This window comes from Pseudomonas sp. GM50 (genome assembly GCF_000282375.1).
Lineage (GTDB): Bacteria > Pseudomonadota > Gammaproteobacteria > Pseudomonadales > Pseudomonadaceae > Aquipseudomonas.
The window spans coordinates 14,873-40,517 of sequence record NZ_AKJK01000046.1; the positions used below are offsets into that span (position 1 = coordinate 14,873).

A 25,645-nucleotide genomic window follows, 5' to 3' on the forward strand; every position below is an offset into this window, starting at 1 on the left:
TGAACCGCGTAGCGACTCACCCGATTCGGGACTTAACGCAGACCGCGTTGAGTCTCGTCCAGCTCACGGATGTACTTGAAGATTTTACGGCTCGAGGCCGGTGGCTTGTTGGTCGCCAGTTCGTGCTGGGCCTGACGGATCAGGGAGCGCAATTGCTGACGATCAGCTTCCGGGTAGTCGAGCACGAACTTCTCCAGGACTGCATCGTCGCCCGCGATCAAGCGATCGCGCCAGCGTTCCAGGCCATGGAAACGTTCGTTGTACTGCCGAGTGGAGGCATCCAGTTGATCGAGCAGAGTCAGAATGGCGTCAGTGTCCTGATCGCGCATCAGTTTGCCGATGAACATAAGGTGCCGTTTACGCGCGATATTCGCGGTGTGCTTGGGAGCATCGGCCAGGGCCCGGCGCATAGCGTCGGTCAACGGCAGTTTTGCCAGCAAGTCAGGCTTGAGTGTTGTAAGGCGCTCGCCAAGGTCAACCAGAGCATGCAGCTCGCGTTTAACCTGGGATTTGCTTTTTTCTCCCGTATCGAGGGAGTCGTCGTAAGAATCAACCATGGTGGCCGTCCGCAAAGAAACGCCGCCATGATAACCAGTCGGGGGCCGCTTGTCCGGCCCGGTCGCTCGAAGGCCCCAGCCGAAAGCAGAATTTGAGTGGAGAACAGCATGAGTGCAGTTGAAAGCGTCGGCCCACAAGCGTTGCCGGCACTGCAAGAACAAGTCGAGCAGATCATCGCTGAAGCCAAGCGCCAGGGGGCCAGTGCCTGTGAAGTGGCCGTGTCGCTGGAGCAGGGCTTGTCGACCACGGTGCGTCAGCGGGAAGTCGAAACCGTTGAGTTCAATCGCGATCAGGGCTTTGGCATCACCTTGTATGTGGGGCAGCGAAAAGGCTCGGCCAGCACCTCGGCCAGCGGTTCGGAAGCGATTCGCGAAACCGTCGCCGCCGCGCTGGCCATTGCCAGGCATACCTCCGAAGACGAAGCCTCGGGCCTGGCGGATGCCGCGTTGATGGCCAAGGATCTGCAGGATTTCGACCTGTTCCACCAATGGAATATCACCCCGGAGCAAGCCATCGAGCAGGCCCTGGCCTGTGAAGCAGCGGCGTTTGCCGCCGACAGCCGGATCAAGAATGCCGACGGCACCACCCTCAGCACTCACCAGGGCTGCCGGGTTTACGGCAACAGCCACGGTTTTATCGGTGGTTACGCGTCGACTCGTCACAGCCTCAGCTGCGTGATGATCGCCGAAGCCGATGGCCAGATGCAGCGCGATTACTGGTACGACGTGAACCGTCAGGGCAATTTGCTGGCCTCACCTGAGAGCATCGGCCTGCGTGCCGCGCAACGGGCGGCGAGCCGTCTGGGGGCGCGTCCGGTGCCGACCTGCGAAGTGCCGGTGCTGTTTTCCGCAGAACTGGCCGGTGGCTTGTTCGGCAGTTTCCTGTCAGCGATCTCCGGTGGCAGTCTGTACCGCAAATCCTCGTTCCTCGAAGGCACGCTGGGGCAGAAGCTGTTCCCGGAATGGCTGACCATCGATGAACGTCCGCACCTGATGCGCGCCCTGGGCAGTTCGGCCTTCGACGGCGATGGCCTGGCGACCTACGCCAAGCCGTTCGTGGAGAAGGGCGAGTTGGTGTCCTACATACTCGGCACCTACTCCGGCCGCAAGCTGGGCATGCCGAGCACCGCCAATGCCGGCGGCGTGCACAACCTGTTCGTCACCCACGGCGACGAAGATCAGGCAGCCTTGCTGCGCCGCATGGGCCGTGGCCTGCTGGTCACCGAACTGATGGGGCAGGGCCTGAACATGGTCACTGGCGATTATTCCCGGGGCGCGGCGGGTTTCTGGGTCGAGAACGGCGAAATCCAGTTCGCGGTCCAGGAAGTGACCATCGCCGGCAACATGCGCGACATGTTCAAGCAGATCATTGCTGTTGGTAATGACCTGGAATTGCGCAGCAACATTCGCACCGGTTCGGTGTTGATCGAGCGGATGACGGTGGCGGGTAGCTAAGCCCTTACCGGTACAAAAAAGGCGCGCCACCGTTGGGTGGCGCGCCTTTTTTATGCGCCTTGCAATGTTCCCCTGTGGGAGCGAGCCTGCTCGCGATAGCGATGTGTCAGTCGACAAAGTTGGCGAATGTTCCGCCAATATCGCGAGCAGGCTCGCTCCCACATGATCGGTGTGGGCTGCAGACCTTGTTTTGGTTCTCATTATCATCTAATAATAAATCTCATTACCGAATGAGCCCGGATCATGAGTTCTGCCTTGCACGAGCAGCCTTACCTCGAAAGCTGGCGCTGGATGAGTCGCCAGATCCGTTGCGCCATGGACCCTGACGAGCCGCGCCTGATTGAACATTACCTGGCCGAAGGCCGGTATCTGGCGTGTTGCACGGCCACCTCACCCTGGACCATCGCCGAAACCTCTTTCCGTTTGCTGCTCGACACCGCCGTCGATGTCGCGCTGCCCTGGCACTGGCGCAGCTTGTGTCTCGACCAGGCCTGGCGACCGCTACGCGATCTCGAACGTCAATCACTCTGCAAATGCCGCCTCAAACGTTGGCAAAGCTACGCGTGGCAATTGGCGACCTGCGAGTTGCGACCTTCGATTCCTCTCATAGAACTGGTGCAAGGATCTCCTGATGAATAACACACGTATCGAACGCGACAGCATGGGCGAGTTAAATGTCCCGATTGACGCTTTGTACGGCGCGCAAACCCAGCGCGCGGTGGATAACTTCCCGATCAGCGGCAAACCGATGCCCGTGCAGTTCATCCGGGCGCTGATTCTGGCCAAGGCCGCAGCCGCCCGAGCCAACGTCGAACTCAAACAGATCAGCGAATCCCAAGGCAAAGCCATCGTCGACGCCGCTCAAGGCCTGCTTGAAGGCGACTTCATGCAGCACTTCCCGGTGGATATCTTTCAGACCGGTTCCGGCACCAGTTCCAACATGAACGCCAACGAAGTGATCGCCACCTTGGCTAGCCGCTTGTTGGGCGAGCCGGTCAATCCCAACGATCACGTCAATTGCGGCCAAAGCAGCAACGACATCATTCCGACCACCATCCATGTCAGCGCCGCATTGAGCTTGCATGAGCAGTTGCTGCCGGCGCTGGTGCATCTGGTGCAGGTGATCGAACACAAGGCCGAGCAGGTTCATCCGTTCGTCAAAACCGGGCGTACCCATTTGATGGACGCCATGCCTGTGCGCATGAGTCAGGTGCTCAATGGTTGGGCGCAACAGCTCAAGGCCAATATCGGTCACCTGCAGGATCTGCTGCCAAGCCTGCAATCGGTGGCCCAGGGCGGCACGGCGGTGGGTACCGGGATCAATGCCCATCCGCAGTTTGCGGCGCGTTTCAGCCAGCAACTCAGCCAACTGACCCAGGTGCAGTTCACGCCGGGCAAGGACCTGTTTGCGCTGATCGGCTCGCAGGACACGGCGGTCAGCGTTTCAGGGCAGCTCAAGGCCACAGCGGTTTCCTTGATGAAAATCGCCAATGACCTGCGCTGGATGAACTCCGGCCCGTTGGCCGGGCTCGGTGAAATCGAACTCGAAGCCTTGCAGCCCGGTTCGTCGATCATGCCCGGCAAGGTCAATCCGGTGATCCCGGAAGCCACCGCGATGGTCGCCGCTCAGGTGATTGGCAACGACACGGTGATCACCGTCGCCGGTCAGTCGGGCAATTTCGAGCTGAACGTCATGCTGCCGATCATCGCCCAGAACCTGCTGAGCAGTATCGAGTTGCTGGCCAACGCCAGCCGTCTGCTGGGCGACAAGGCTATTGCCAGCTTCAAGGTCAACGAGGCCCGGCTCAAGGAAGCGCTGTCGCGCAATCCGATTCTGGTCACAGCACTTAACCCGATCATTGGTTACCAAAAAGCCGCTGAGATTGCCAAGAAGGCTTATCAGCAGGGCCGGCCGGTGATCGATGTCGCCCTGGAACACACCGACCTGACGCGCAGCCAACTGGAAGAATTGCTCAACCCAGAGAAGCTCACCGCAGGCGGCGTGTAATCACCGCTACCGCTTTGGAGGCTCACCATGGAGCACTGGAAACGCACGATCGAAAGAGCAAATCGCTGTTTCATGCTGGGCGAGCTGGTCGATGCCCGCGAGGCATATTTGCAGGCATTGGCCTTGGCCCAGGTGTTGTTCGAGCGCTGGGCCGATGCCGACGAAGCGGTGGCGGCTTGCGTGATTTCCCACCATAACCTGGCGGACCTGCACTTGCGTCTGAACCAGCCGGAGGAGAGCGCCGAGTATTTGTGCGCGATCCATCAACGACTGTTGCAGACCATGCAGGACCCGCGACTGGCGCCGGCTTTGCGGGAAGCCGCGCTGCGCCAGAGCAGCAAAACCTATGTCGAGTTGCTGAATTTCATCAGCGATCACGGCGAGTATCCGCGCACCCAGCGTTTGCTACACCGCGAGACGTCGCCCGCGCATCAGCCTGCGCCCTTACAACATGGAGTTCATTGAAATGGCTTTTACCTTGCCTGCCTTGCCGTACGCCTATGACGCCCTGGAACCGCACATCGATGCGCAGACCATGGAAATCCACTACACCAAACACCACCAGACTTACATCAACAACCTCAACGCCGCGGTCGAAGGCACCGAATTTGCCGAATGGCCTGTGGAAAAACTGGTGGCGGCGGTCCAGCAATTGCCGGAAAAACTTCGCGCGGCGGTGATCAATCAGGGCGGTGGGCATGCCAACCATTCGTTGTTCTGGGAAGTCATGACGCCCAGCGGCGGTGGTCAGCCTGAAGGTGCGCTGGCCAAGGCGATCGACGAGCAATTGGGTGGTCTCGACAACTTCAAGGAGGCTTTCACCAAAGCTGCGCTGACCCGTTTCGGCAGCGGTTGGGCCTGGTTGAGTGTGACACCGCAAAAGACCTTGATCGTTGAAAGCAGCGGCAACCAGGACAGCCCATTGATGAACGGCAATACGCCGATTCTCGGCCTGGACGTTTGGGAACACGCTTATTACCTGCGCTATCAGAACCGCCGCCCGGAATACATCAATGCGTTCTACAACGTGATCAATTGGCCCGAAGTCGCCGCGCGTTATCAGGCTGCGCTGGTTTAGTTGAGAACGCCCCCTAAGTCTCTATAAAACAATCCAGGGCTGACTATGGGCACTGAAACACTGGCGGTCGGAAGTGGACGGATGTTTCGTTACGCACTGGGATCGCTGTTACTGCTGGCGGGCATGACGTTATTGGCTGCTCAAGGGCTGAGCTGGCTGGACCTCGAACCGAAACTTCAGCGCGCCCTGCAAGGCGGGGCGATTTGCGCCTTGGGCACAGCTTTGGGCGCGGTGCCGGTGCTGGTGATTCGGCGGATGCCCCAGGCAGTCAGCGATACGCTGCTGGGTTTCGGGGCCGGAGTGATGCTCGCGGCGACGGCGTTTTCACTGATCGTGCCGGGCATTGCCGCGGCTGAAAGCCTCGGGCTGACGCCTTGGGCGGCCAGTGGCCTGATCAGTTTTGGCATCATGCTGGGGGCATTCGGGCTGTTTCTGGTGGATCGCAAGGTGTCCGGCGCTACGCCAGAAATGCTCGTGGGGACACTGGAGCGATCGGTGATTGCACCGCGGATCTGGTTGTTTGTGTTCGCCATCATCGCCCACAACATCCCCGAAGGCATGGCGGTCGGCGTCTCGGCCGGTGGTGGCATGCCTGACGCCGACAGCCTGGCCATGGGCATTGCCTTGCAGGATGTACCGGAAGGGCTGGTGATTGCTTTGGTATTGGCCGGAGCAGGGATGTCGCGGGTCAAGGCGTTCCTGGTCGGTGCTGCGTCAGGGTTGGTCGAGCCGGTCTTCGCACTGTTGTGCGCCTGGCTGGTGAGCCTGGCCGAACTGTTGTTGCCGTTGGGTCTGGCACTGGCGGCCGGTGCGATGCTGTTGGTGGTGACTCACGAAGTCATCCCCGAATCGCGACGCCATGGTCACGACAAACTGGCCAGCCTTGGGCTGCTGATCGGGTTTTGTCTGATGATGGTGATGGATACGGCGTTGGCTTGAAAAACAGGATCAAAAGATCGCAGCCTCGTTTCACTCGACAGCTCCTACAAGGATCGGCATACCGTAGGAGCTGTCGAGTGAAACGAGGCTGCGATCTTTTGACTTTTATCCGCCTTCGTCGAAGTAACGGTTGATCAAGTCTGTCAGCGCATCCAGCGCTTTTTGCTCATCTTCGCCTTCGGTACTGATATAGATTTTGGTGCCCTTGCCTGCGGCGAGCATCATCATTGCCATAATGCTTTTGCCATCGACCGTGGATTCCGGCGTGCGTCCTACCCGGATCGTGCAATCCTTGAACTCACCGGCGACCCCAACGAATTTTGCAGACGCGCGGGCATGCAGGCCCAGCTTGTTGATGATTTCGATTTCCAGAGCAGGCATCGCGATGTGAATCCTTTAGCTGAGGTCGCGGTGGCGAACCTGGACGTTCTTCAGGGTTTTTTGCAGGACCTGACCCAGACGTTCGGTCAGGTAGACAGAGCGGTGATGCCCGCCGGTGCAGCCAATGGCAATGGTGACGTAAGCGCGGTTGCTGGCGGCAAAGCGGGGCAGCCATTTGAGCAGGTACGAGGAAATGTCCTGGAACATCTCTTCGACGTCAGGCTGTGCCGCCAGGTACTCGGCCACCGGTTGATCGAGCCCGGATTGTGCCCGTAGCTCTGGCTTCCAGTAAGGGTTGGGCAGACAGCGCACGTCGAACACCAGATCGGCGTCCACCGGCATGCCCCGCTTGAACCCGAAAGATTCCACCAGGAACGCAGTGCCCGGTTCCGGTTGATTCAGCAGGCGCAGCTTGATGGTATCGCGTAGCTGATACAGGTTCAGATTGGTGGTATTGACCTTGAGGTCGGCCAGATCGGCAATCGGCCCCAGCAGATTGGTTTCGTCCTCTATCGCCTCCGCCAGCGAGCGATTGGCGCTGCTCAGCGGGTGACGACGGCGAGTTTCCGAAAAGCGTTTGAGCAAGGTTTCTTCGTCAGCGTCCAGGTACAGCACATCGCACTGGATATGCCGGCTGCGGACCTCTTCCAGCAATTCGGGGAACCGTGACAGGTGGCTCGGCAGGTTGCGTGCATCAATGGACACGGCCACCAGCGGTTGTGCCAGTTCGGTGTGAATCAGCGCGCGTTCGGCCAGTTCCGGCAGCAAGCCGGCAGGCAGGTTGTCGATGCAGTAGTAGCCGTTGTCCTCGAGCACATCGAGGGCGGTGCTTTTACCTGAGCCGGAGCGGCCACTGACGATGATCAGGCGCATGATTAGTGACCGTTCTGCTCGTCCAGGACAACCTGATACAAGGCTTCGTTGCTCGGGGCGCTGCGCAGTTTTTCACGCACTTCCTTGCGATCCAGCATGCTGGCGATCTGGCGCAGCAACTCCAGGTGCGCATCGGTGGCGGCTTCCGGGACCAGCAGCACAAACAGCAGGTCAACCGGGGCGCCATCAATGGCGTCGAAATCGATAGGGGCTTCCAGGTGCAGCAGCGCGCTGATTGGCGAGGTGCAGCCTTTGAGCCGGCAGTGGGGGATGGCGATGCCGTTGCCGAAACCGGTAGAACCGAGTTTCTCACGGGCAATCAGAGCCTCGAAGACGTCCTGCATTTCCAGATCCGGTACTTCGCGGTGGATAAGGTTGGCAATTTGCTCGAGGGCTTTCTTTTTACTGCCACCCGGCGCGTTCACTTGGGAACGGCCGGGGGTCAGGATGGTTTCTAGTCGGATCATGGATTGGGGGTGTTAACGACCGGTCGCGCCCTGGAGGAGGCTCTGGGTCTTTTCCTTATGCTTTTTAAGTTGGCGATCCAGCTTGTCGGTCAGCAGGTCGATGGCGGCATACATGTCCGTATGCTCGGCATTGGCGACCACTTCTCCGCCGGGAATATGCAGCGTGGCTTCGATCTTCTGCAGCAGTTTTTCGACGTTCATCGTGACTTGCACATTGGTGATCTTGTCGAAATGCCTCTCTAATCGGTCGAGTTTTTCGCCGATGTAGGTGCGCAGGGGTTCGGTCACTTCCAGTTGGTGTCCACTGATGTTGACTTGCATACAGCTTCTCCTTCGTTGCCAGTGCATAAAGCGGTAGATCAGATGATCTACCACTGGAACGCTGTGGCGTGGCTCTACATCAACCGCTTGCGTTCGCTCGAAGGCGCGATCCCGAGGGATTCGCGGTACTTGGCGACGGTGCGGCGAGCCACCTGAATGCCTTGTGCCTCCAGTAAACCAGCGATCTTGCTGTCACTCAACGGCTTTTTCTGATTTTCCGCGGCAACCAGTTTTTTGATGATCGCGCGGATCGCCGTGGACGAGCATTCACCGCCTTCTGAGGTACTGACGTGGCTGGAAAAAAAGTATTTCAGTTCATAGATGCCCCGCGGGGTATGCATGAATTTTTGCGTGGTCACCCGTGAAATCGTCGATTCATGCATGCCCACCGCTTCGGCGATGTCATGCAGCACCAACGGCTTCATGGCTTCGTCACCGTACTCCAGAAAGCCGCGTTGATGCTCGACGATCTGGGTGGCGACTTTCATCAGGGTTTCATTGCGGCTTTGCAGGCTCTTGATGAACCAGCGAGCTTCCTGCAACTGATTGCGCATGAAGGTGTTATCAGCGCTGGTATCGGCGCGGCGCACGAAACCGGCGTATTGGGCGTTGACCCGCAGGCGTGGCACCGATTCCTGATTCAACTCCACCAGCCAGCGCTCGTTGTCCTTGCGCACGATCACGTCGGGAACGACGTATTCGGCTTCGGTGGACTCGATTTGTGATCCTGGGCGCGGGTTGAGGCTCTGGACCAATTCGATGACCTGACGCAGTTCATCTTCCTTGAGCTTCATGCGGCGCATCAGCTGGCTGTAGTCGCGGCTGCCGAGCAAGTCGATGTAATCGGTGACCAGGCGCTTGGCCTCGGCCAGCCAAGGGGTCTTGGCGGGCAGCTGGCGCAGTTGCAGCAGCAGGCATTCACCGAGGTTGCGGGCGCCGATGCCAGCGGGTTCGAATTGCTGGATGCGGTGCAGGACGGCTTCGATTTCGTCCAGTTCGATGTCCAGTTCCGGGTCGAACGCCTCGAGGATTTCCTCAAGGGTTTCGTCCAGGTAGCCCTGATTATTGATGCAGTCGATCAGGGTCACGGCGATCAGGCGATCGGTGTCGGACATCGGTGCCAGGTTCAGTTGCCAGAGCAAATGGCTTTGCAGGCTTTCGCCGACCGATGTACGGGTGGTGAAATCCCACTCGTCGTCATCGTTGCTCGGCAGGCTGCTGGCGCTGGTCTGGTAGACGTCTTCCCAAGCGGTATCGACGGGCAATTCGTTAGGAATGCGCTCGTTCCAGTCGCCTTCCTCGAGGTTATCCACCGTTGGGGCGGTTTCCTGGTAGGAGGGTTCCTGAATGTCGGCGTTGGGTTTCTGTTCGGCGCTATCGGCCAAGGGGTCGGCGTTATCGAAGTCGTCGCCTTCTTCCTGGCGTTCGAGCATCGGATTGGACTCCAGGGCCTCCTGGATTTCCTGTTGCAGGTCCAGGGTCGACAATTGGAGCAGGCGGATGGCCTGTTGCAGCTGCGGTGTCATCGTCAGCTGCTGGCCCATTCTCAAGACTAGCGATGGTTTCATGGCAGGGGCTTAACACCTTATTCGCCGGCGCACATGCGCCATCCACTACAGGGCGCCGAAGCGCCAAACATAAGCAAATTATATGCCTGAAACTGAAGTGTTTGCCTAGAGCGCTGTAACAATAAAAACTTATTGATTTTTTATTGAAGTGCGCGCGCTCCAGGCGACCCGGGGCATCTCAGTGCCTACAGGCGGAACTCATGACCCAGATACACTTCCTTGACCAGTTCATTGGCCAGGATAGTGGCGGAGTCACCTTCAGCGATCAGTTGGCCATCGTTGACGATGTAGGCGGTTTCGCAGATATCCAGGGTTTCGCGGACGTTGTGGTCCGTGATCAGCACACCAATGCCTTTGGCCTTGAGGTGATGAATGATCTGCTTGATGTCGCCTACCGAAATCGGGTCCACACCGGCGAAGGGTTCGTCGAGGAGGATGAATTTCGGATTGGTGGCCAGCGCCCGGGCAATTTCCACGCGGCGGCGTTCACCACCGGACAGGCTCATGCCGAGGTTGTCGCGGATGTGGTGGATGTGAAATTCCTGCAGCAGGCTTTCCAGCTCTTTGCGACGACCGGCCTTGTCGAGTTCCTTGCGTGTCTCGAGGATGGCCATGATGTTGTCGGCCACCGACAGTTTGCGGAAGATCGACGCTTCTTGCGGAAGATAACCGATACCCGCCTTCGCACGACCGTGCATCGGCTGGTGGCTGACATCCAGATCGTCGATCAGTACGCGACCCTGATCGGCCTGTACCAGGCCGACAATCATGTAGAAACAGGTGGTTTTACCGGCGCCGTTAGGGCCAAGCAGGCCGACGATCTGACCGCTGTCGATGGACAGGCTGACGTCGCGCACGACCTGACGGCTCTTGTAGCTCTTGGCCAGATGCTGAGCTTTCAGAGTTGCCATTACTGGGCCTTTTGCTCGTCGGTTTTCTTCTTCGGCTGGATCACCATGTCGATGCGAGGACGTGCCTCGGTGACCTTGTTACCCGTGGCGCGACCGGCGCTCGCAAGCTTTTTAACCGTGTCGTAGACGATTTTCTCGCCTTGGGTGGTGTTGTTGTCCTTGTCGACGACTTTTGCCTTGTCGATCAGCACGACGCGGTTTTGTGCGGCGTGGTACTGGATGGTCACACCCCAGCCCTGAACAGGCTTGGTGTCGCCAGCGGTCTGCAGTTGCTCAAAGTAGGCGAGGTTGCCCACCGAAGTCACCACGTCGATGTCGCCGGTCGGGGTGCGGGTGATGGTCACGGTATTGCCGGTGACCTTCATCGAGCCCTGGGTGATGATCACATCACCTTTATAGGTGGCAACGCCATTCTTGTCGTCCAGTTGGGCATCGTCGGCCTGAATGCGGATAGGCTGCTCTTGATCGTTCGGCAGAGCCCAGGCGCTCACGCTTCCCAGTGCTGCGCCCAGACTGAGCAAAATAGGGAGAGTTTTAACGAGCCTCATACTGTCCTCTTACGTTCGATAGCAGGTGTATCCTGCTTTCTTTCAAGTACGCTTTCATTCCGTTGCCTGTCGATACACCGCCAGCGCCGTCGATTCTAACGGGTTGATCGGTCTGCGCATATTGCTGCTGCGGGAACACGGTCATACGGGTGGTGGTAATCAGGGTTTTACGGTTTTTTTCGTCGAAACGGGTGATACGTACCGAATCAATCAGCTCGACCTGAGTGCCGTCCGGGTTGACTTCGCCGCGCTCGCTCTGGACGTGCCAGGGGAATTCGGTGCCACGGAACATATTCAGATCAGGATTGGTCAGCAACGTCACTTCGGTCGCTTTCAGGTGTTCGACCTTGTCCGACGTCATTTCATATTGCAGTTTGCCGTCGGGCAGGTATTGCACGCTATGGGCGTTGACGGCGTAATAGTCGATCGCGCTTTCATCGACCTTCACCACCGGTTTGTCGAGGAAGCGTTCCGGGCTGATATTCCAGTAGCCGACCGCCGCAAAAATCGCTGCGATGCAACCGAACATCAGGATGTTGCGAATCTTTTTGCTCAGCATGATGGGCTCACAGGTATGCGGCGTTGGCCGCATCGAGGCGGCCCTGGGCGCGCAGGATCAATTCGCAGAATTCGCGAGCAGCACCCTCGCCACCACGGGCCTGGGTGATGCCGTGGGCGTGTTCGCGCACGAAACTGGCAGCGCTGGCCACCGCCATGCCCAGGCCGACACGGCGAATCACCGGCAGGTCTGGCAGGTCGTCGCCAAGGTAGGCCACTTGCTCATAGCTCAGGTTGAGCTGGGCAAGAAGTTCGTCGAGCACCACCAGTTTGTCTTCGCGACCCTGATAAAGGTGTGGAATGCCGAGGTTCTTCGCACGCCGTTCAACCACCGGGGTCTTGCGGCCGCTGATGATAGCGGTCTGCACGCCGGCTGCCATCAACATCTTGATGCCCTGGCCGTCGAGGGTGTTGAAAGTCTTGAATTCGCTGCCGTCTTCGAGGAAGTACAGGCGTCCATCGGTCAGTACGCCGTCGACGTCGAATACCGCCAGTTTGATCTGTTTGCCGCGTTGCAGCAGGTCCGTGCTCATTACATTACTCCCGCACGCAGCAAATCGTGCATGTTCAAGGCGCCGACGGGGCGGTCTTCGCTGTCGATCACTACCAGTGCGTTGATCTTGTGGTCTTCCATGATTTTCAGGGCCTCGGCGGCGAGCATCTCGGCGCGGGCGGTCTTGCCGTGGGCGGTCATCACTTCATCAATGGTCGTGCTGTGGATATCAATCGTGCGGTCCAGCGTGCGGCGCAGATCGCCGTCGGTGAAGATCCCGGCGAGCTTTCCATCCGCGCTCAGTACAACGGTCATGCCCAACCCCTTGCGGGTCATTTCCATCAAGGCATCCTTGAGCAGCGTACCGGACATCACTTGCGGTAATTCGGTGCCGGCATGCATGACATTTTCCACTTTCAGCAACAAACGGCGGCCAAGGGCACCACCCGGGTGGGAAAAGGCAAAGTCTTCAGCGGTAAAACCGCGAGCTTCAAGCAAGGCAACGGCTAGAGCGTCGCCCATGACCAGTGCCGCGGTGGTCGATGAGGTGGGGGCCAGATTCAGCGGACAGGCTTCGTGTTCGACGCTTACATTGAGGTTGACTTCCGCAGCCTTGGCCAGCGGCGAATCGGGGTTGCCGGTCAGGCTGATCATCTGAATGCCCTGGCGCTTGATCAGCGGCAGCAAGGTGACGATTTCATTGGTGGAGCCGGAGTTCGACAGCGCCAGAATGATGTCATCACGGGTGATCATGCCCATATCGCCATGGCTGGCCTCGGCCGGGTGCACGAAGAAAGCCGTGGTGCCGGTGCTGGCGAGGGTGGCGGCAATCTTGTTGCCGATGTGCCCCGATTTGCCCATGCCGACCACGACCACCCGGCCTTTGCTAGCCAGAATCATCTCGCAAGCACGTACGAAATCTGCATCGATATGGGGCAGCAAGCCTTGTACGGCTTCCAGTTCGAGGCGGATGGTGCGTTGTGCGGATTGAATCAGGTCGCTGGATTGGTTCATGTCGGAAATCGAATAGTCTGATGAAAAGGCGGCGATTATAACGGTAATGATCAAAACCCTCACGCGAGTTCGTTGCAGTTTGTCATTACTTGTTACCGAATCATCTCTAAATAGATGATTTCAGACGGTCATGTTGCTGAACATGCCCGGCTTGGGCCTTGGGCGCTTGAGCTTTGCAGTGATATAGTTCGCCGCCAGTTCGGCCTGCCCGGGGGAGGTATGTGCTTTCGCCAGAAAGCCAGGCGTCCGAGTGAGAGGCTGCATCGCAAGGAGTTTAGATGAGTGCCGATAACGCCTACGCGGTCGAGCTGAAGGGACTGACCTTCAAGCGCGGTTCGCGCAGCATTTTCAATAACGTCGATATTCGCATACCGCGCGGCAAGGTCACCGGCATCATGGGGCCTTCCGGGTGTGGCAAGACCACGCTGTTGCGGCTGATAGGTGCACAATTGCGCCCTGCCAGCGGCGAAGTCTGGGTCAACGGCCAGAACCTGCCGACGTTGTCGCGCAGCGATCTGTTCGATGCGCGCAAGCACATGGGTGTGTTGTTTCAGAGCGGCGCGCTGTTTACCGATCTTGATGTGTTCGAGAACGTCGCCTTTCCGCTGCGTGTTCATACCGGGCTGCCGGAAGAAATGATCCGCGACATTGTCCTGCTCAAATTGCAGGCCGTGGGCTTGCGTGGCGCCATCGACCTGATGCCTGACGAATTGTCCGGCGGCATGAAACGTCGCGTCGCGCTGGCCCGGGCAATTGCTCTCGATCCGCAAATCCTCATGTACGACGAGCCCTTTGTTGGCCAGGACCCGATCGCCATGGGCGTGCTGGTACGCCTGATCCGCCTGCTCAACGATGCGCTGGGTATCACCAGTATCGTGGTTTCCCACGATCTGGCCGAGACCGCGAGCATCGCCGATTACCTCATTGTGGTGGGTGACGGGCAAGTGCTGGGGCAAGGTACGCCCAAGGAACTGATGACCTCGGACGAACCACGTATTCGTCAATTCATGACAGGCGAACCCGACGGCCCGGTCGCATACCACTTTCCAGCGCCGGATTACCGCGCAGATCTTCTGGGGAAGCGCTGATGCGCAAGATTTCACTGATAGAAAGAGTGCGCCGCTTCGGTTACGCCGGCATCGATGTGCTGGCGGTATTCGGGCGTTCGGCGCTGTTCCTGTTCCATGCCTTGCTCGGTCGTGGCGGCATCGGCGGCGGTTTTGGCCTGCTGGTCAAGCAGCTGCATTCGGTGGGCGTGATGTCCCTGGTGATCATCGTGGTCTCCGGGGTATTCATCGGCATGGTGCTGGCGCTGCAGGGCTTTAACATTCTGTCCAGCTACGGTTCGGAGCAGGCCGTCGGGCAGATGGTTGCGCTGACGCTGTTGCGTGAACTGGGTCCGGTGGTCACGGCCTTGCTGTTCGCCGGACGCGCGGGTTCGGCACTGACCGCCGAAATCGGCAACATGAAGTCCACCGAACAGTTGTCCAGTCTGGAAATGATCGGGGTCGACCCGCTCAAGTACATCATTGCCCCGCGCCTGTGGGCCGGCTTCATTTCCCTGCCGGTGCTGGCAATGATTTTCAGCGTGGTGGGCATCTGGGGCGGTTCGTGGGTGGCCGTCGACTGGCTGGGTGTCTATGAAGGCTCCTACTGGTCGAACATGCAAAACAGCGTGACGTTTGTCGACGATGTGCTCAACGGCATTATCAAAAGCATCGTTTTTGCCTTCGTCGTGACCTGGATCGCCGTATTCCAAGGCTATGACTGCGAGCCCACTTCCGAGGGGATCAGTCGTGCCACTACCAAGACCGTGGTGTATGCCTCTTTGGCTGTACTCGGCCTGGACTTTATTCTGACCGCCTTGATGTTTGGAGATTTCTGATGCAAAACCGCACCCTGGAAATCGGTGTCGGCCTTTTCTTGCTGGCTGGCATCCTGGCTTTGCTGTTGCTTGCGTTGCGGGTCAGTGGTCTGTCCCCTAGTGCAACCACCGAAACTTATAAACTTTATGCGTATTTCGACAATATCGCCGGTTTGACTGTCAGAGCTAAAGTGACCATGGCCGGTGTGACCATCGGCAAGGTCACGGCGATCGATCTGGACCGCGACAGCTTCACCGGTCGGGTGACCATGCAACTGGAAAAGCGCGTAGATAATCTGCCGACTGACTCCACTGCATCTATCCTGACCGCTGGCCTGCTGGGTGAGAAATACATCGGTATCAGCGTGGGAGGGGAGGAAACCCTGCTCAAGGAGGGTGGAACCATCCACGATACGCAGTCGTCGCTGGTACTCGAGGACCTGATCGGTAAATTCCTGCTCAATACCGTTAGCAAAGACGCCAAATGAGGAGCTTTTGAATGATCTCTATCTTGCGACGTGGCCTGTTGGTAATACTCGCGGCCTTGCCGTTGATGGCTAACGCCGTGGCGGCGCCTTCCGCGCACGATCTGGTACAGGACACCACCACCCGGTTGTTGGCGGATCTTGCCGCCAACAAAGCAAAGTACAAGCAGGACCCGCAGGACTTTTATACGGCGCTGAATACCATCGTCGGGCCTGTGGTGGATGCCGAAGGTATTTCCAAGAGCATCATGACGGTCAAGTATTCACGCAAGGCCACGCCCGAGCAGATGCAGAAGTTTGTCGAGAACTTCAAAAAAGGCCTGTTCCAGTTCTATGGCAATGCTTTGCTTGAGTACGACAACCAGGGCATCGTCGTCGATCCTGCCAAGGATGAGTCAGGCGACCGTACCAGCGTTGGCATGACGGTCAAGAGCAGTAGCGGCGCGATCTATCCTGTGTCTTACACACTCGAGAAGATCAATGGCGAGTGGAAGCTGCGCAACGTGATCATCAACGGCATCAACATCGGCAAGCTGTTCCGCGATCAGTTCGCTGATGCGATGCAGCGCAATGGCAACGATCTGGACAAGACCATCAACGGTTGGGCCGGGGAAGTCGCCAAAGCCAAGGAAGCCACCGAACAATCTACCGAGAAGAAAACCCAATGAGTGAGTCGGCCATTCGCATGAGCGAATCCGGCGAACTGCTGCTCAGTGGCGTGCTGGATTACCGGACAGGCCCGAACCTGCGCCAGCAGGGGCAGGCGCTGATCAAGTCCAGTAATGCGGCGGCGCTGGTGGTTGATTGCTCGGCGGTGGAGAAGTCCAGCAGCGTCGGCTTGTCGCTGCTGCTGTGCTTCATGCGCGATGCTCAGGCGGCCGGCAAGGCCCTGAGCATTCGTGCGATACCCGAAGATATGCGTGAAATCGCTCAGGTCAGCGAGTTGACCGAGCTGTTGGCGCATCCCTGAACCGCATCTATAAAGAAGCCCCCCGTCAGAGTCCTGCTTCGCGGGGTTCGCAGGCGCGGGGCTTTTTTGTATGATGTCCGACCCGCGCGCACAGGGCGCCGATTGAGGTTGAGCATGCAGGCCGTAGAAGTGAAGAGCTTCCTTGAAGGAAAGCTGCCAAACACGAAGGTGGAAGTTGAAGGCGAAGGCTGCAATTTCCAGCTGAACGTGATTAGCGATGAACTGGCGGCGTTGAGCCCGGTGAAGCGTCAGCAGCAGGTCTATGCCCATTTGAACCCATGGATCACCGATGGCAGCATCCATGCGGTCACTATGAAATTTTTCAGCAGCGCGGCCTGGGCCGAGCGCACCTGAGCCCAAGGGCGTCGAGATTCTTATGGATAAATTGATTATTACCGGTGGCGTTCGTCTTGATGGCGAAATCCGCATCTCCGGGGCAAAGAACTCTGCCCTGCCGATCCTGGCTGCAACCCTGCTGTGCGATGGCCCGGTTACCGTTGCCAACCTGCCGCACCTGCACGACATCACCACCATGATCGAGCTGTTCGGTCGCATGGGCATCGAGCCGGTGATCGACGAGAAGCTCAGCGTCGAAATCGACCCGCGCACCATCAAGACCCTGATTGCGCCGTACGAACTGGTGAAAACCATGCGTGCCTCGATCCTGGTGCTGGGCCCGATGGTTGCCCGTTTCGGCGAAGCCGAAGTCGCACTGCCTGGCGGTTGCGCCATCGGTTCGCGTCCGGTCGACCTGCACATCCGTGGCCTCGAAGCCATGGGCGCGGTCATCGACGTAGAAGGTGGCTACATCAAGGCCAAGGCCCCTGAGGGTGGCCTGCGCGGTGCGCACTTCTTCTTCGACACCGTCAGCGTGACCGGTACCGAGAACATCATGATGGCGGCCGCTCTGGCCAAGGGTCGTAGCGTGCTGGCGAACGCCGCTCGCGAGCCTGAGGTCATCGACCTGGCGAACTTCTTGAACGCCATGGGCGCCAAGATCACTGGCGCCGGCACCGACACCATCACCATCGATGGCGTCGAGCGTCTGCACCCGACCACTTACAAGGTGATGCCTGACCGTATCGAGACCGGCACCTACCTGGTGGCGGCGGCGGTGACCGGCGGTCGTGTGAAGGTCAAGGACACTGATCCGACCATCCTCGAAGCCGTTCTGGAAAAACTTCGCGAATCGGGTGCTGAAATCACCTGCGGCGAAGACTGGATCGAGCTGAACATGCACGGCAAGCGGCCAAAAGCCGTTAACGTGCGGACCGCTCCATACCCGGCGTTCCCGACCGACATGCAAGCGCAGTTCATCTCCCTCAACGCCATTGCCGAAGGCACTGGTGCGGTGATCGAGACGATCTTCGAAAACCGCTTCATGCACGTTTACGAACTGCACCGCATGGGCGCTCATATCCAGGTCGAAGGCAACACCGCCATCGTCACCGGCATCGAAAAGCTCAAGGGCGCGCCAGTAATGGCCACCGACCTGCGTGCTTCGGCCAGCCTGGTGATCTCGGCGCTGATCGCCGAAGGCGATACCCTGATCGACCGCATTTACCACATCGACCGTGGTTACGAGTGCATCGAAGAGAAACTGCAGATGCTCGGCGCGAAAATCCGCCGCGTACCGGGCTAGTTTCTGCTGCATGGGCGCAGGGACGCGCCCGTTGAATTCGTTTCAAGTCGAGCCTGTTTCAGGCTCGATGTGTGTCCGGCGCCATTTGCGACCGGGCATGAGTACCTTGATAAGGACTGACGTTTCCCATGTTGACTATCGCACTGTCCAAGGGCCGCATCCTTGACGACACCTTGCCGCTTCTGGCTGAAGCGGGCATCGTGCCGACCGAGAATCCGGACAAGAGCCGCAAGCTGATCATCCCCACGACCCAGGCCGATGTGCGCCTGCTGATCGTGCGCGCCACCGATGTGCCGACCTACGTCGAGCATGGTGCCGCCGACCTGGGCGTCGCCGGTAAAGACGTGCTGATGGAATATGGCGGCCAGGGTCTGTACGAGCCTCTGGATCTGCGAATTGCCCTCTGCAAGCTGATGACCGCCGGCCGTGTCGGCGATGTCGAGCCCAAGGGCCGTCTGCGGGTGGCGACCAAATTCGTCAACGTCGCCAAGCGTTACTACGCCGAGCAGGGCCGTCAGGTCGACATCATCAAGCTCTACGGCTCGATGGAGCTGGCGCCGCTGATCGGTCTGGCAGACAAGATCATCGACGTGGTCGACACCGGTAACACCCTGCGTGCCAATGGCCTGGAACCCCAGGATTTCATTGCCGACATCAGCTCGCGGCTGATCGTCAACAAAGCTTCGATGAAAATGCAGCACGCCCGTATCCAGGCGTTGATCGACACCCTGCGCAAGGCAGTGGAGTCTCGACACCGCGGCTGATTTACCTGCGCGACCGCAAGGCGCGCCGTCTATCCGCCTCATAGCCAGAATTCTCAGGTGCCCAAGCGGATCGAATGTTAGCTTCGGGCGCCTGAGTTTTTGCCATTCCTATGAGGCTCTCGCTATGACCGCACCGACTGCAATTCGCCGACTCAACGCTGCTGACCCGGATTTTGCACATCATCTGGATCATCTGCTGAGCTGGGAAAGTGTGTCTGACGACTCGGTCAATCAGCGGGTGCTGGACATCATCAAGGCTGTTCGCGAGCGTGGCGACGCGGCGCTGGTGGAATTCACCCAGAAGTTCGACGGCCTGCAAGTCGCCTCCATGGCAGACCTGATCCTGCCGCGCGAACGCCTGGAACTGGCATTGACCCGCATCACCGTGCCTCAGCGCGAAGCGCTGGAAAAAGCCGCAGCCCGCGTGCGCAGCTACCACGAAAAACAGAAACAGGATTCCTGGAGCTACACCGAAGCTGACGGCACAGTGCTGGGCCAGAAGGTCACGCCGCTGGATCGCGCCGGTCTGTATGTGCCGGGCGGCAAGGCGTCGTACCCGTCCTCGGTGTTGATGAACGCGATTCCGGCCAAGGTTGCAGGCGTGACCGAAGTGGTCATGGTCGTGCCGACTCCACGCGGCGAAATCAACGAGCTGGTGCTGGCCGCAGCCTGCATTGCCGGGGTTGACCGGGTGTTCACCATCGGTGGCGCCCAGGCAGTTGCGGCGCTGGCTTACGGTACCGAAAGCGTGCCGAAGGTTGATAAGGTTGTTGGCCCTGGCAACATCTATGTCGCCACCGCCAAGCGCCACGTGTTCGGTCAGGTCGGCATCGACATGATCGCCGGCCCGTCGGAGATCCTCGTCGTGTGTGACGGTCAGACCGATCCGGACTGGATTGCCATGGACCTGTTCTCCCAGGCCGAGCACGACGAAGACGCCCAGGCGATTCTGGTCAGCCCGGACGCCGAGTTCCTCGACAAGGTCGCCGCCAGTATCGCCAAACTGCTGCCGACCATGGAGCGCGCCGAGATTATCGAGACTTCGATCAATGGTCGCGGTGCGCTGATCAAGGTTCGCGACATGGAACAAGCCATCGAAGTGGCCAACCGCATTGCGCCAGAACACCTGGAATTGTCGGTTGCCGATCCGCAGGCCTGGTTGCCGCAGATCCGCCACGCCGGCGCGATCTTCATGGGCCGTCACACGTCCGAAGCCCTGGGCGACTATTGCGCAGGTCCAAACCACGTGTTGCCGACGTCCGGCACCGCGCGCTTCTCTTCGCCACTGGGTGTTTACGACTTCCAGAAACGTTCGTCGATCATCTTCTGCTCCGAGCAGGGTGCCTCCGAACTGGGCAAAACTGCTTCCGTGCTGGCCCGTGGCGAGTCGCTGACCGCTCACGCGCGGAGCGCCGAATACCGCATCGTTGACGAAGACTCTCTACAAGGGCAGGGCAACTGAACATGAGTAAATTCTGGAGTCCCTTCGTCAAGAACCTGGTGCCTTACGTGCCGGGCGAACAGCCTAAACTGGCGAAACTGGTGAAGCTCAACACCAACGAAAACCCGTACGGTCCATCGCCAAAAGCCTTGGCCGCGATGCAGGCCGAACTGAACGATAACCTGCGTCTGTACCCGGACCCGAACAGCGACCTGCTCAAGCAGGCTGTTGCCAAGTACTACGGCGTGCAGGGCAATCAGGTGTTCCTCGGCAACGGTTCAGATGAAGTCCTGGCGCACATTTTCCACGGTTTGCTGCAACACGATCAGCCGCTGCTATTCCCGGATATCAGCTACAGCTTCTACCCGGTTTACTGTGGGTTGTACGGCATCGCATTCGACGCGGTGCCGCTGGATGAGCAATTCCAGATCAACCCGGCGGACTACGCCAAGCCGAACGGCGGGATCATTTTCCCCAACCCGAATGCGCCGACCGGTTGCCTGCTGGCGCTGGACGCGGTTGAGCAAATCCTCAAGGCCAGCCCGGATTCGGTGGTCGTGGTGGATGAGGCTTACATTGATTTCGGCGGTGAAACGGCGATCACGCTGGTGGACCGTTATCCGAACCTGCTGGTGACTCAAACCCTGTCCAAGTCCCGTTCACTGGCCGGCCTGCGGGTTGGTCTGGCGGTGGGGCATCCGGACCTGATCGAGGCCCTGGAGCGGATCAAGAACAGCTTCAACTCCTACCCGCTGGATCGTCTGGCGATTGTGGGGGCCGCGGCAGCGTTCGAGGATCGCGAGTATTTCGACAAGACCTGCCGGTTGGTCATCGACAGTCGCGAAAAGGTGGTCACGCAGCTGGAGGCAAAGGGGTTTGAGGTGTTGCCGTCGGCGGCAAACTTCATTTTCGCCCGTCACCCGAAGCATGATGCGGCAGGGCTGGCGGCGAAGTTGCGCGAACAGGGCGTCATCGTTCGGCACTTCAAGCAGGAGCGGATTGCCCAGTTCCTGCGTATTTCCATCGGCGCGCCGGAGCAGAATCAGGCACTGATCGACGGTCTCGGCGACCTCTAATCCACCGCTGACCCTTGTAGGAGCGAGGCTTGCTCGCGAAGAACGATGACACGGTTTACCTGTTACACCGAGTTATCGTTCTTCGCGGGCAAGCCTCGCTCCTACAGGGGTTGGTGGGTTATTCGTGATGCGGTTCGCCAAGGAAGGTCAGTGACGTGAACAACCCGCGTGTCGCCACATCCGGATTGTCCTTCAGCGAAATCTCCATCTGCGCCGCAATCACGTTCAATCCTTCATTACGCACCAATACTTGCGCCCGGCCCTCTGCGTCGGTCTCGGTGCTCAAGGTATTCGGCGCGCTGCGATAGTCACCCACCAACTTCACACCCGCCGCCGGCTTACCGTCCAATAGCACTCGAACCGGCAACGATTTACCCGGCCCGACCGTCAGCGGATCGACCTCCGGCAGAATCAGCAATTTCATCTGATCGAGCTTCGGCAACTTCGCCCCCGGCTGGTATATCGCCAGGCTGTATTTGAAGGTTTGGGTCGACTCAATGGCCCCCGGTACTTTGCTGCGCCCTTCATTGATCCATTTTTTATCCGCCGTCTGCGACCACATGCCATTGTTCAGCGCCACCGCCATCACCGCCGGTGGTTTCAACGGCTGCAGGCGGGCGTGGTCGGCCAGCCGTTGCACGTTCACCGGGATCATTTTGCCGCCGACGTCATAAGCCCACGCACCACTGATTTTCTGCGCCTTGAAGGCGTTGTCTTCGGCGCCATGGCCGTAGATGACTTCGATGTTGCCGCGACGTTCTTCGGTCCAGAGACCGTGGGCCGAGACTTGGCCGGCACACAACAGACTGAGTAGCGCCAGGGATTTTAGGTGTTGCATGGTGGACGTCCTTTTACAGGTTGAGTGTCAGGCTGACGGTGAAATTGCGCGGCTCGCCGGGGTTGACCCAGTAGTTGCTGTAGGAGCGCTCGAAGTATTTCTCGTCGAAAAGATTGTTCAGGTTCAGGCCTACGGTGACGTTTTCGCTGGCCTTGTAATGGGCCAGCAGGTCGACGGTGTGGTAGGCCGGCAGTTCGAAATCGCTGCCGGCTTCACCCGAGCGATCGCCGACATAGGTGAACGCTGCACCTAGGTCCGAACCGCGCAAATGGCCATCCTGAAATTCATAAACGCCCAGCACACTGCCGCTGCGTTTGGCCACACCGAGAATTCGGCTGCCGGTGGGAATCACCTTGTCGCCTTGGGTGACTTCGGCGTCGATGTAAGCGAAAGCACCGATTACTCGCACGGCATCGGTGACTTGCCCGGTGACTTGCAGGTCGACACCCTGGCTTCGGGCCTTGCCCATGGCGCGGCTGGAATCGGTGCTTGGATCGAGCGCCAGGACGTTTTCCTTTTCGATATGGAAGGCGGCGAGGGTGGTGCTCAAGCGATCGTCGAACAGCTCGCTCTTGATCCCGACTTCATAACCGACGCCTTCTTCCGGGTCGAAGGATTTGCCGGCGGCGTCCAGACCGTTGTTCGGTTTGAACGAGGTGGAGGCGTTGGCGAACACCCCCACTTCAGGCGTCAGTTGGTAGAGCAGGCCGGCTCGCTGGGTCAGCGCGTCGTGGCGCTGGCGGCTGGTGGCGTTGCGGCTGTGATCGTCGATGTTTTGTTCGAAATGCTCGAAGCGCGCACCGAGCATGCCGCGCAGTTTGTCGGTGAAGACGATCTGGTCCTGAAGGTTCAGCGCCTGGCTTTCGACGTGCTCGAAGAAGTCGGTCCCGGAGCGTGCGCCATTGGGTTTCGGTTGGCCGTAGATCGGTCGATAGATATCGATGGCGTAGGGGCCGCCGGCAATGGTCGTGACCCGTTCGTTCTTGCGGAAATTCTCGTATTCGCTGCCGATCAGCAGTTCGTGTTGCCAGCTGCCGATGTCGAACAAACCGCGCAGTTCGAGTTGGGTGATGCTGTCGTGCCAGTTGGTATCGCGCTCGCGGTAGCGACGGTTGATGGTGTGGCCGTCGGCGTTCAAGGGACGGTTTTCGGAGGCGAAGCCCCAGAGCTTGCCTTCCTTGTAATGGCTGGCGAGGCGTAGTTTCCAGCGGTCGTTGAGCTGATGTTCGAGGGCGGCTTGCAGCAGATTGTTGTGGTTGTCGATGTTGCCGTCGTTGGGTTCTCCAAGGAAGGTCGAACGGGAGACGCCGCTCCATTTATTGTTCGGCGCGACGATACCGCGATCGAAGGTCGAGCTGTGGCGCACGAACTCGCTCTCCACCAACAGGCTGGTGTCCGGGTTCAGTTGCCAGCTGAACGAAGGCGCAACGAACACACGCTGGCTGTCGACGTGATCGCGGAAACTGTGGTTGTCCTCGACAGCCAGGTTCACCCGGGACAGAACGTTGCCGTCATCATCCAGCGGCGTGTTGACGTCCACGGCGGTGCGATAGCGATCCCAACTGCCGGCACTGGTTTGCAGTGTGGTGAAAGCTTCGGGCTGGGGTTTCTTGGTGACGATGTTCACCGTACCGCCCGGATCGCCACGACCGTAGAGGCTGGCGGCCGGGCCTTTGAGCACTTCGATACGTTCGATGTTGGCCACGTCCGGTGTGCTTGGATAGCCTCGGTTGGCGCTGAAACCGTCCTTGTAGAACTCCGAAGTAGTGAAGCCGCGCACGCTGTATTCGTAGAGCGTCAGGCCGCCGAAGTTGTTCTGTTTCGACACGCCGCCGGCAAATTCCAGTGCGCGTTCGACGCTGGTGCTGCCCAAGTCCTTGAGCACACTGACGGGAATCACACTGATCGATTGCGGGATATCGCGAAGGGCGGTGTCGGTTTTGGTTGCGCTGGAGGAGCGCGTGGCGCGGTAACCCTTCACCGGGCCAGTGGGGGATTCGTAGTCGGAGGTGACGCTGATGGCGTCCAGTTCAACGGTTTGCGATTCTTCGGCGAAGACCGGATCCCCCAGCAAACCGAGGGCCAGGCCTGCGAGGTAAGCCATTGTTCGAGACGACATGTTATGTTGTTCCAATAGTGATATTGAAACAATATAACATGCCTAATGAGAATGTCTGCTGTTAACAGCTTCAGAGTAATGGAGCTGCTGAGGGCGCAGCTCCTACCGGCTTACTCTTCTTCTTTTTCCTTGATTGGAGCGGGTGGCGGACGCAGACCGATTTCTGCCGTGAGCTTGAGCTCTTTGCCGTTGCGCATCACCTGAATGGTGACCTTGTCGGTCGGCTTGATCCGTGCCACCTGGTTCATCGAGCGGCGACCATCGCCGGCCGGTTCACCGTCGATGCTGAGGATCACGTCGCCCAGTTGCAGGCCGGCCTTCTGTGCCGGGCCATCACGGAAAATCCCCGCGACCACAATCCCCGGACGCCCGGACAGACCAAACGATTCCGCCAGTTCCTGACTCAACGGTTGCACTTCGATGCCGAGCCAGCCGCGAATCACCTGGCCATGTTCGATGATCGACTTCATCACTTCCATCGCCAATTTGACCGGGATCGCGAAGCCGATGCCCTGAGAACCGCCGGACTTGGAGAAGATCGCCGTGTTGATGCCGGTCAGGTTGCCGTTGGCGTCCACCAGCGCACCGCCGGAGTTGCCGGGATTGATCGCGGCGTCGGTCTGGATGAAGTCTTCGTAGTTGTTCAGCCCGAGCTGATTGCGCCCGGTGGCGCTGATGATGCCCATGGTCACGGTCTGGCCGACACCGAACGGGTTGCCGATGGCCAGGGCCACGTCGCCAATACGGATATTGTCGGAACGGCCGACGGTGATCGACGGCAGGTTTTTCAGGTCGATCTTCAACACCGCAAGGTCGGTTTCCGGGTCGCTGCCGATGACTCGGGCCAGGGTTTCACGGCCATCCTTGAGCGCCACCACGATCTGGTCGGCACCACTGGTCACGTGGTTGTTGGTCAGCAGGTAACCTTCCGGGCTCATGATCACGCCCGAACCGAGGCTCGACTCCATGCGTTTCTGCTTGGGCGAGTTGTCGCCGAAGAAGCGGCGGAACTGCGGATCTTCGAACAGCGGATGGCTGGGCTTGTTGACCACTTTGGTGGTGTACAGGTTGACCACTGACGGCGCGGCCGTGGTCACCGCGTCGGCATAGGACACCGGACCCTGCTGCAGACCGATGGTTTGCGGGGCTTGCTGCAGATTGACGTCCAGGCTCGGTAGCCCGACCCATTGCGGGTAACGCTGCATAATCAATAGAGCAACAAGCACACCGGCCAACAGCGGCCAGCCGGAAAAACGCAGCGCCTTGAGCATTAAG

At 59.1% G+C, this 25,645-nt stretch carries 30 protein-coding genes; 16 read left to right on the forward strand and 14 right to left on the reverse strand.

Annotation, left to right across the window (positions count from 1 at the left end; genetic code table 11):
- Positions 1 to 32: 32 nt before the first annotated feature.
- Complete coding sequence (yjgA, locus tag PMI30_RS19000) at positions 33 to 557, reverse strand: ribosome biogenesis factor YjgA (protein WP_007901505.1); 525 nt, start codon at positions 555 to 557, stop codon at positions 33 to 35.
- 108 nt (positions 558 to 665) lie between these two features.
- On the opposite strand from yjgA, the gene pmbA reads away from it, so the two are divergent.
- The 6 genes from pmbA (at position 666) to PMI30_RS18970 (ending at position 6,037) form a co-directional block, all read left to right on the forward strand.
- A complete protein-coding gene (pmbA, locus tag PMI30_RS18995) occupies positions 666 to 2,012 on the forward strand; it encodes a metalloprotease PmbA (protein WP_008008609.1) in 1,347 nt (448 codons plus the stop codon).
- Positions 2,013 to 2,255: 243 nt separating this feature from the next.
- Complete coding sequence (locus tag PMI30_RS18990; RefSeq protein WP_008008612.1) at positions 2,256 to 2,651, forward strand: hypothetical protein; 396 nt, start codon at positions 2,256 to 2,258, stop codon at positions 2,649 to 2,651.
- A complete protein-coding gene (locus tag PMI30_RS18985) occupies positions 2,644 to 4,020 on the forward strand; it encodes a class II fumarate hydratase (protein WP_008008614.1) in 1,377 nt (458 codons plus the stop codon). The genes PMI30_RS18990 and PMI30_RS18985 overlap by 8 nt, the downstream gene beginning before the upstream one ends.
- 27 nt (positions 4,021 to 4,047) lie before the next feature.
- Positions 4,048 to 4,485 (forward strand): hypothetical protein, encoded by a 438-nt coding sequence (locus PMI30_RS18980; RefSeq protein WP_008008616.1) that lies wholly within the window; start codon positions 4,048 to 4,050, stop codon positions 4,483 to 4,485.
- A gap of 1 nt (position 4,486) precedes the next feature.
- Positions 4,487 to 5,098 carry a superoxide dismutase gene (locus tag PMI30_RS18975; protein ID WP_008008619.1) on the forward strand — a complete coding sequence of 204 codons (612 nt, stop codon included), beginning with the start codon at positions 4,487 to 4,489 and terminating at the stop codon, positions 5,096 to 5,098.
- 45 nt (positions 5,099 to 5,143) lie between these two features.
- On the forward strand, positions 5,144 to 6,037 hold the full coding sequence (locus tag PMI30_RS18970; RefSeq protein ID WP_008008620.1) for a ZIP family metal transporter: 894 nt from the start codon (positions 5,144 to 5,146) through the stop codon (positions 6,035 to 6,037).
- A gap of 105 nt (positions 6,038 to 6,142) precedes the next feature.
- On the opposite strand, the gene PMI30_RS18965 is transcribed toward PMI30_RS18970, so the two are convergent.
- The 10 genes from PMI30_RS18965 to PMI30_RS18920 all read right to left on the reverse strand — a co-directional run bounded on the left by PMI30_RS18965 (position 6,143) and on the right by PMI30_RS18920 (position 13,171).
- On the reverse strand, positions 6,143 to 6,418 hold the full coding sequence (locus tag PMI30_RS18965) for an HPr family phosphocarrier protein (RefSeq protein WP_008008621.1): 276 nt from the start codon (positions 6,416 to 6,418) through the stop codon (positions 6,143 to 6,145).
- A gap of 15 nt (positions 6,419 to 6,433) precedes the next feature.
- Positions 6,434 to 7,291: an RNase adapter RapZ gene (rapZ, locus tag PMI30_RS18960; protein WP_008008622.1), complete on the reverse strand. Its 858-nt coding sequence runs from the start codon at positions 7,289 to 7,291 to the stop codon at positions 6,434 to 6,436.
- Between the two features lie 2 nt (positions 7,292 to 7,293).
- Positions 7,294 to 7,758 carry a PTS IIA-like nitrogen regulatory protein PtsN gene (gene ptsN / locus PMI30_RS18955; protein ID WP_007901530.1) on the reverse strand — a complete coding sequence of 155 codons (465 nt, stop codon included), beginning with the start codon at positions 7,756 to 7,758 and terminating at the stop codon, positions 7,294 to 7,296.
- A 12-nt stretch (positions 7,759 to 7,770) separates the two neighbouring features.
- On the reverse strand, positions 7,771 to 8,079 hold the full coding sequence (gene hpf, locus PMI30_RS18950; protein WP_003178005.1) for a ribosome hibernation-promoting factor, HPF/YfiA family: 309 nt from the start codon (positions 8,077 to 8,079) through the stop codon (positions 7,771 to 7,773).
- A 74-nt stretch (positions 8,080 to 8,153) separates the two neighbouring features.
- Entirely contained in the window at positions 8,154 to 9,647 is a 1,494-nt protein-coding gene (locus tag PMI30_RS18945; protein WP_032835202.1) for an RNA polymerase factor sigma-54, read from the reverse strand.
- A 185-nt stretch (positions 9,648 to 9,832) separates the two neighbouring features.
- A complete protein-coding gene (gene lptB, locus PMI30_RS18940) occupies positions 9,833 to 10,558 on the reverse strand; it encodes an LPS export ABC transporter ATP-binding protein (protein WP_007901537.1) in 726 nt (241 codons plus the stop codon).
- Entirely contained in the window at positions 10,558 to 11,106 is a 549-nt protein-coding gene (gene lptA / locus PMI30_RS18935; protein ID WP_008008623.1) for a lipopolysaccharide transport periplasmic protein LptA, read from the reverse strand. The genes lptB and lptA overlap by 1 nt, the downstream gene beginning before the upstream one ends.
- Positions 11,093 to 11,665, reverse strand: a complete 573-nt coding sequence (lptC, locus tag PMI30_RS18930) for an LPS export ABC transporter periplasmic protein LptC (RefSeq protein WP_008008624.1) — start codon at positions 11,663 to 11,665, stop codon at positions 11,093 to 11,095. The genes lptA and lptC overlap by 14 nt, the downstream gene beginning before the upstream one ends.
- Before the next feature lie 7 nt (positions 11,666 to 11,672).
- On the reverse strand, positions 11,673 to 12,197 hold the full coding sequence (locus tag PMI30_RS18925) for a KdsC family phosphatase (protein ID WP_008008625.1): 525 nt from the start codon (positions 12,195 to 12,197) through the stop codon (positions 11,673 to 11,675).
- A complete protein-coding gene (locus PMI30_RS18920; protein ID WP_008008626.1) occupies positions 12,197 to 13,171 on the reverse strand; it encodes a KpsF/GutQ family sugar-phosphate isomerase in 975 nt (324 codons plus the stop codon). The genes PMI30_RS18925 and PMI30_RS18920 overlap by 1 nt, the downstream gene beginning before the upstream one ends.
- A gap of 278 nt (positions 13,172 to 13,449) precedes the next feature.
- Here PMI30_RS18920 and PMI30_RS18915 point away from each other — a divergent pair, with 278 nt between their 5' ends.
- The 10 genes from PMI30_RS18915 (at position 13,450) to hisC (ending at position 21,413) form a co-directional block, all read left to right on the forward strand.
- The gene (locus PMI30_RS18915; RefSeq protein ID WP_008008627.1) at positions 13,450 to 14,259 is read left to right on the forward strand and encodes an ATP-binding cassette domain-containing protein; all 810 of its coding nucleotides are present in this window, start codon (positions 13,450 to 13,452) and stop codon (positions 14,257 to 14,259) included.
- Complete coding sequence (gene mlaE / locus PMI30_RS18910) at positions 14,259 to 15,056, forward strand: lipid asymmetry maintenance ABC transporter permease subunit MlaE (protein ID WP_008008628.1); 798 nt, start codon at positions 14,259 to 14,261, stop codon at positions 15,054 to 15,056. The genes PMI30_RS18915 and mlaE overlap by 1 nt, the downstream gene beginning before the upstream one ends.
- Positions 15,056 to 15,523, forward strand: a complete 468-nt coding sequence (mlaD, locus tag PMI30_RS18905) for an outer membrane lipid asymmetry maintenance protein MlaD (protein ID WP_007901560.1) — start codon at positions 15,056 to 15,058, stop codon at positions 15,521 to 15,523. Before mlaE ends, mlaD begins: the two co-directional genes overlap by 1 nt.
- A gap of 11 nt (positions 15,524 to 15,534) precedes the next feature.
- Positions 15,535 to 16,188: an MlaC/ttg2D family ABC transporter substrate-binding protein gene (locus PMI30_RS18900; protein WP_008008629.1), complete on the forward strand. Its 654-nt coding sequence runs from the start codon at positions 15,535 to 15,537 to the stop codon at positions 16,186 to 16,188.
- Entirely contained in the window at positions 16,185 to 16,490 is a 306-nt protein-coding gene (locus tag PMI30_RS18895) for an STAS domain-containing protein (protein ID WP_008008631.1), read from the forward strand. Before PMI30_RS18900 ends, PMI30_RS18895 begins: the two co-directional genes overlap by 4 nt.
- Before the next feature lie 114 nt (positions 16,491 to 16,604).
- Positions 16,605 to 16,844, forward strand: coding sequence for a BolA family protein (locus tag PMI30_RS18890; RefSeq protein ID WP_007901566.1), 240 nt, complete (start codon positions 16,605 to 16,607; stop codon positions 16,842 to 16,844).
- A gap of 22 nt (positions 16,845 to 16,866) precedes the next feature.
- A complete protein-coding gene (murA, locus tag PMI30_RS18885; protein ID WP_007901567.1) occupies positions 16,867 to 18,132 on the forward strand; it encodes a UDP-N-acetylglucosamine 1-carboxyvinyltransferase in 1,266 nt (421 codons plus the stop codon).
- 128 nt (positions 18,133 to 18,260) lie between these two features.
- The gene (gene hisG, locus PMI30_RS18880; RefSeq protein ID WP_007901570.1) at positions 18,261 to 18,896 is read left to right on the forward strand and encodes an ATP phosphoribosyltransferase; all 636 of its coding nucleotides are present in this window, start codon (positions 18,261 to 18,263) and stop codon (positions 18,894 to 18,896) included.
- Positions 18,897 to 19,020: 124 nt separating this feature from the next.
- Positions 19,021 to 20,358: a histidinol dehydrogenase gene (gene hisD / locus PMI30_RS18875; RefSeq protein WP_008008633.1), complete on the forward strand. Its 1,338-nt coding sequence runs from the start codon at positions 19,021 to 19,023 to the stop codon at positions 20,356 to 20,358.
- 2 nt (positions 20,359 to 20,360) lie between these two features.
- A complete protein-coding gene (gene hisC / locus PMI30_RS18870) occupies positions 20,361 to 21,413 on the forward strand; it encodes a histidinol-phosphate transaminase (RefSeq protein WP_008008634.1) in 1,053 nt (350 codons plus the stop codon).
- 118 nt (positions 21,414 to 21,531) lie between these two features.
- On the opposite strand, the gene PMI30_RS18865 is transcribed toward hisC, so the two are convergent.
- The 3 genes from PMI30_RS18865 to algW form a co-directional block, all read right to left on the reverse strand.
- On the reverse strand, positions 21,532 to 22,251 hold the full coding sequence (locus tag PMI30_RS18865) for a DUF4198 domain-containing protein (RefSeq protein ID WP_008008635.1): 720 nt from the start codon (positions 22,249 to 22,251) through the stop codon (positions 21,532 to 21,534).
- A 13-nt stretch (positions 22,252 to 22,264) separates the two neighbouring features.
- Positions 22,265 to 24,370, reverse strand: a complete 2,106-nt coding sequence (locus PMI30_RS18860) for a TonB-dependent siderophore receptor (RefSeq protein ID WP_008008636.1) — start codon at positions 24,368 to 24,370, stop codon at positions 22,265 to 22,267.
- Positions 24,371 to 24,480: 110 nt separating this feature from the next.
- Complete coding sequence (algW, locus tag PMI30_RS18855; protein WP_008008637.1) at positions 24,481 to 25,641, reverse strand: Do family serine endopeptidase AlgW; 1,161 nt, start codon at positions 25,639 to 25,641, stop codon at positions 24,481 to 24,483.
- Positions 25,642 to 25,645: the final 4 nt, after the last annotated feature.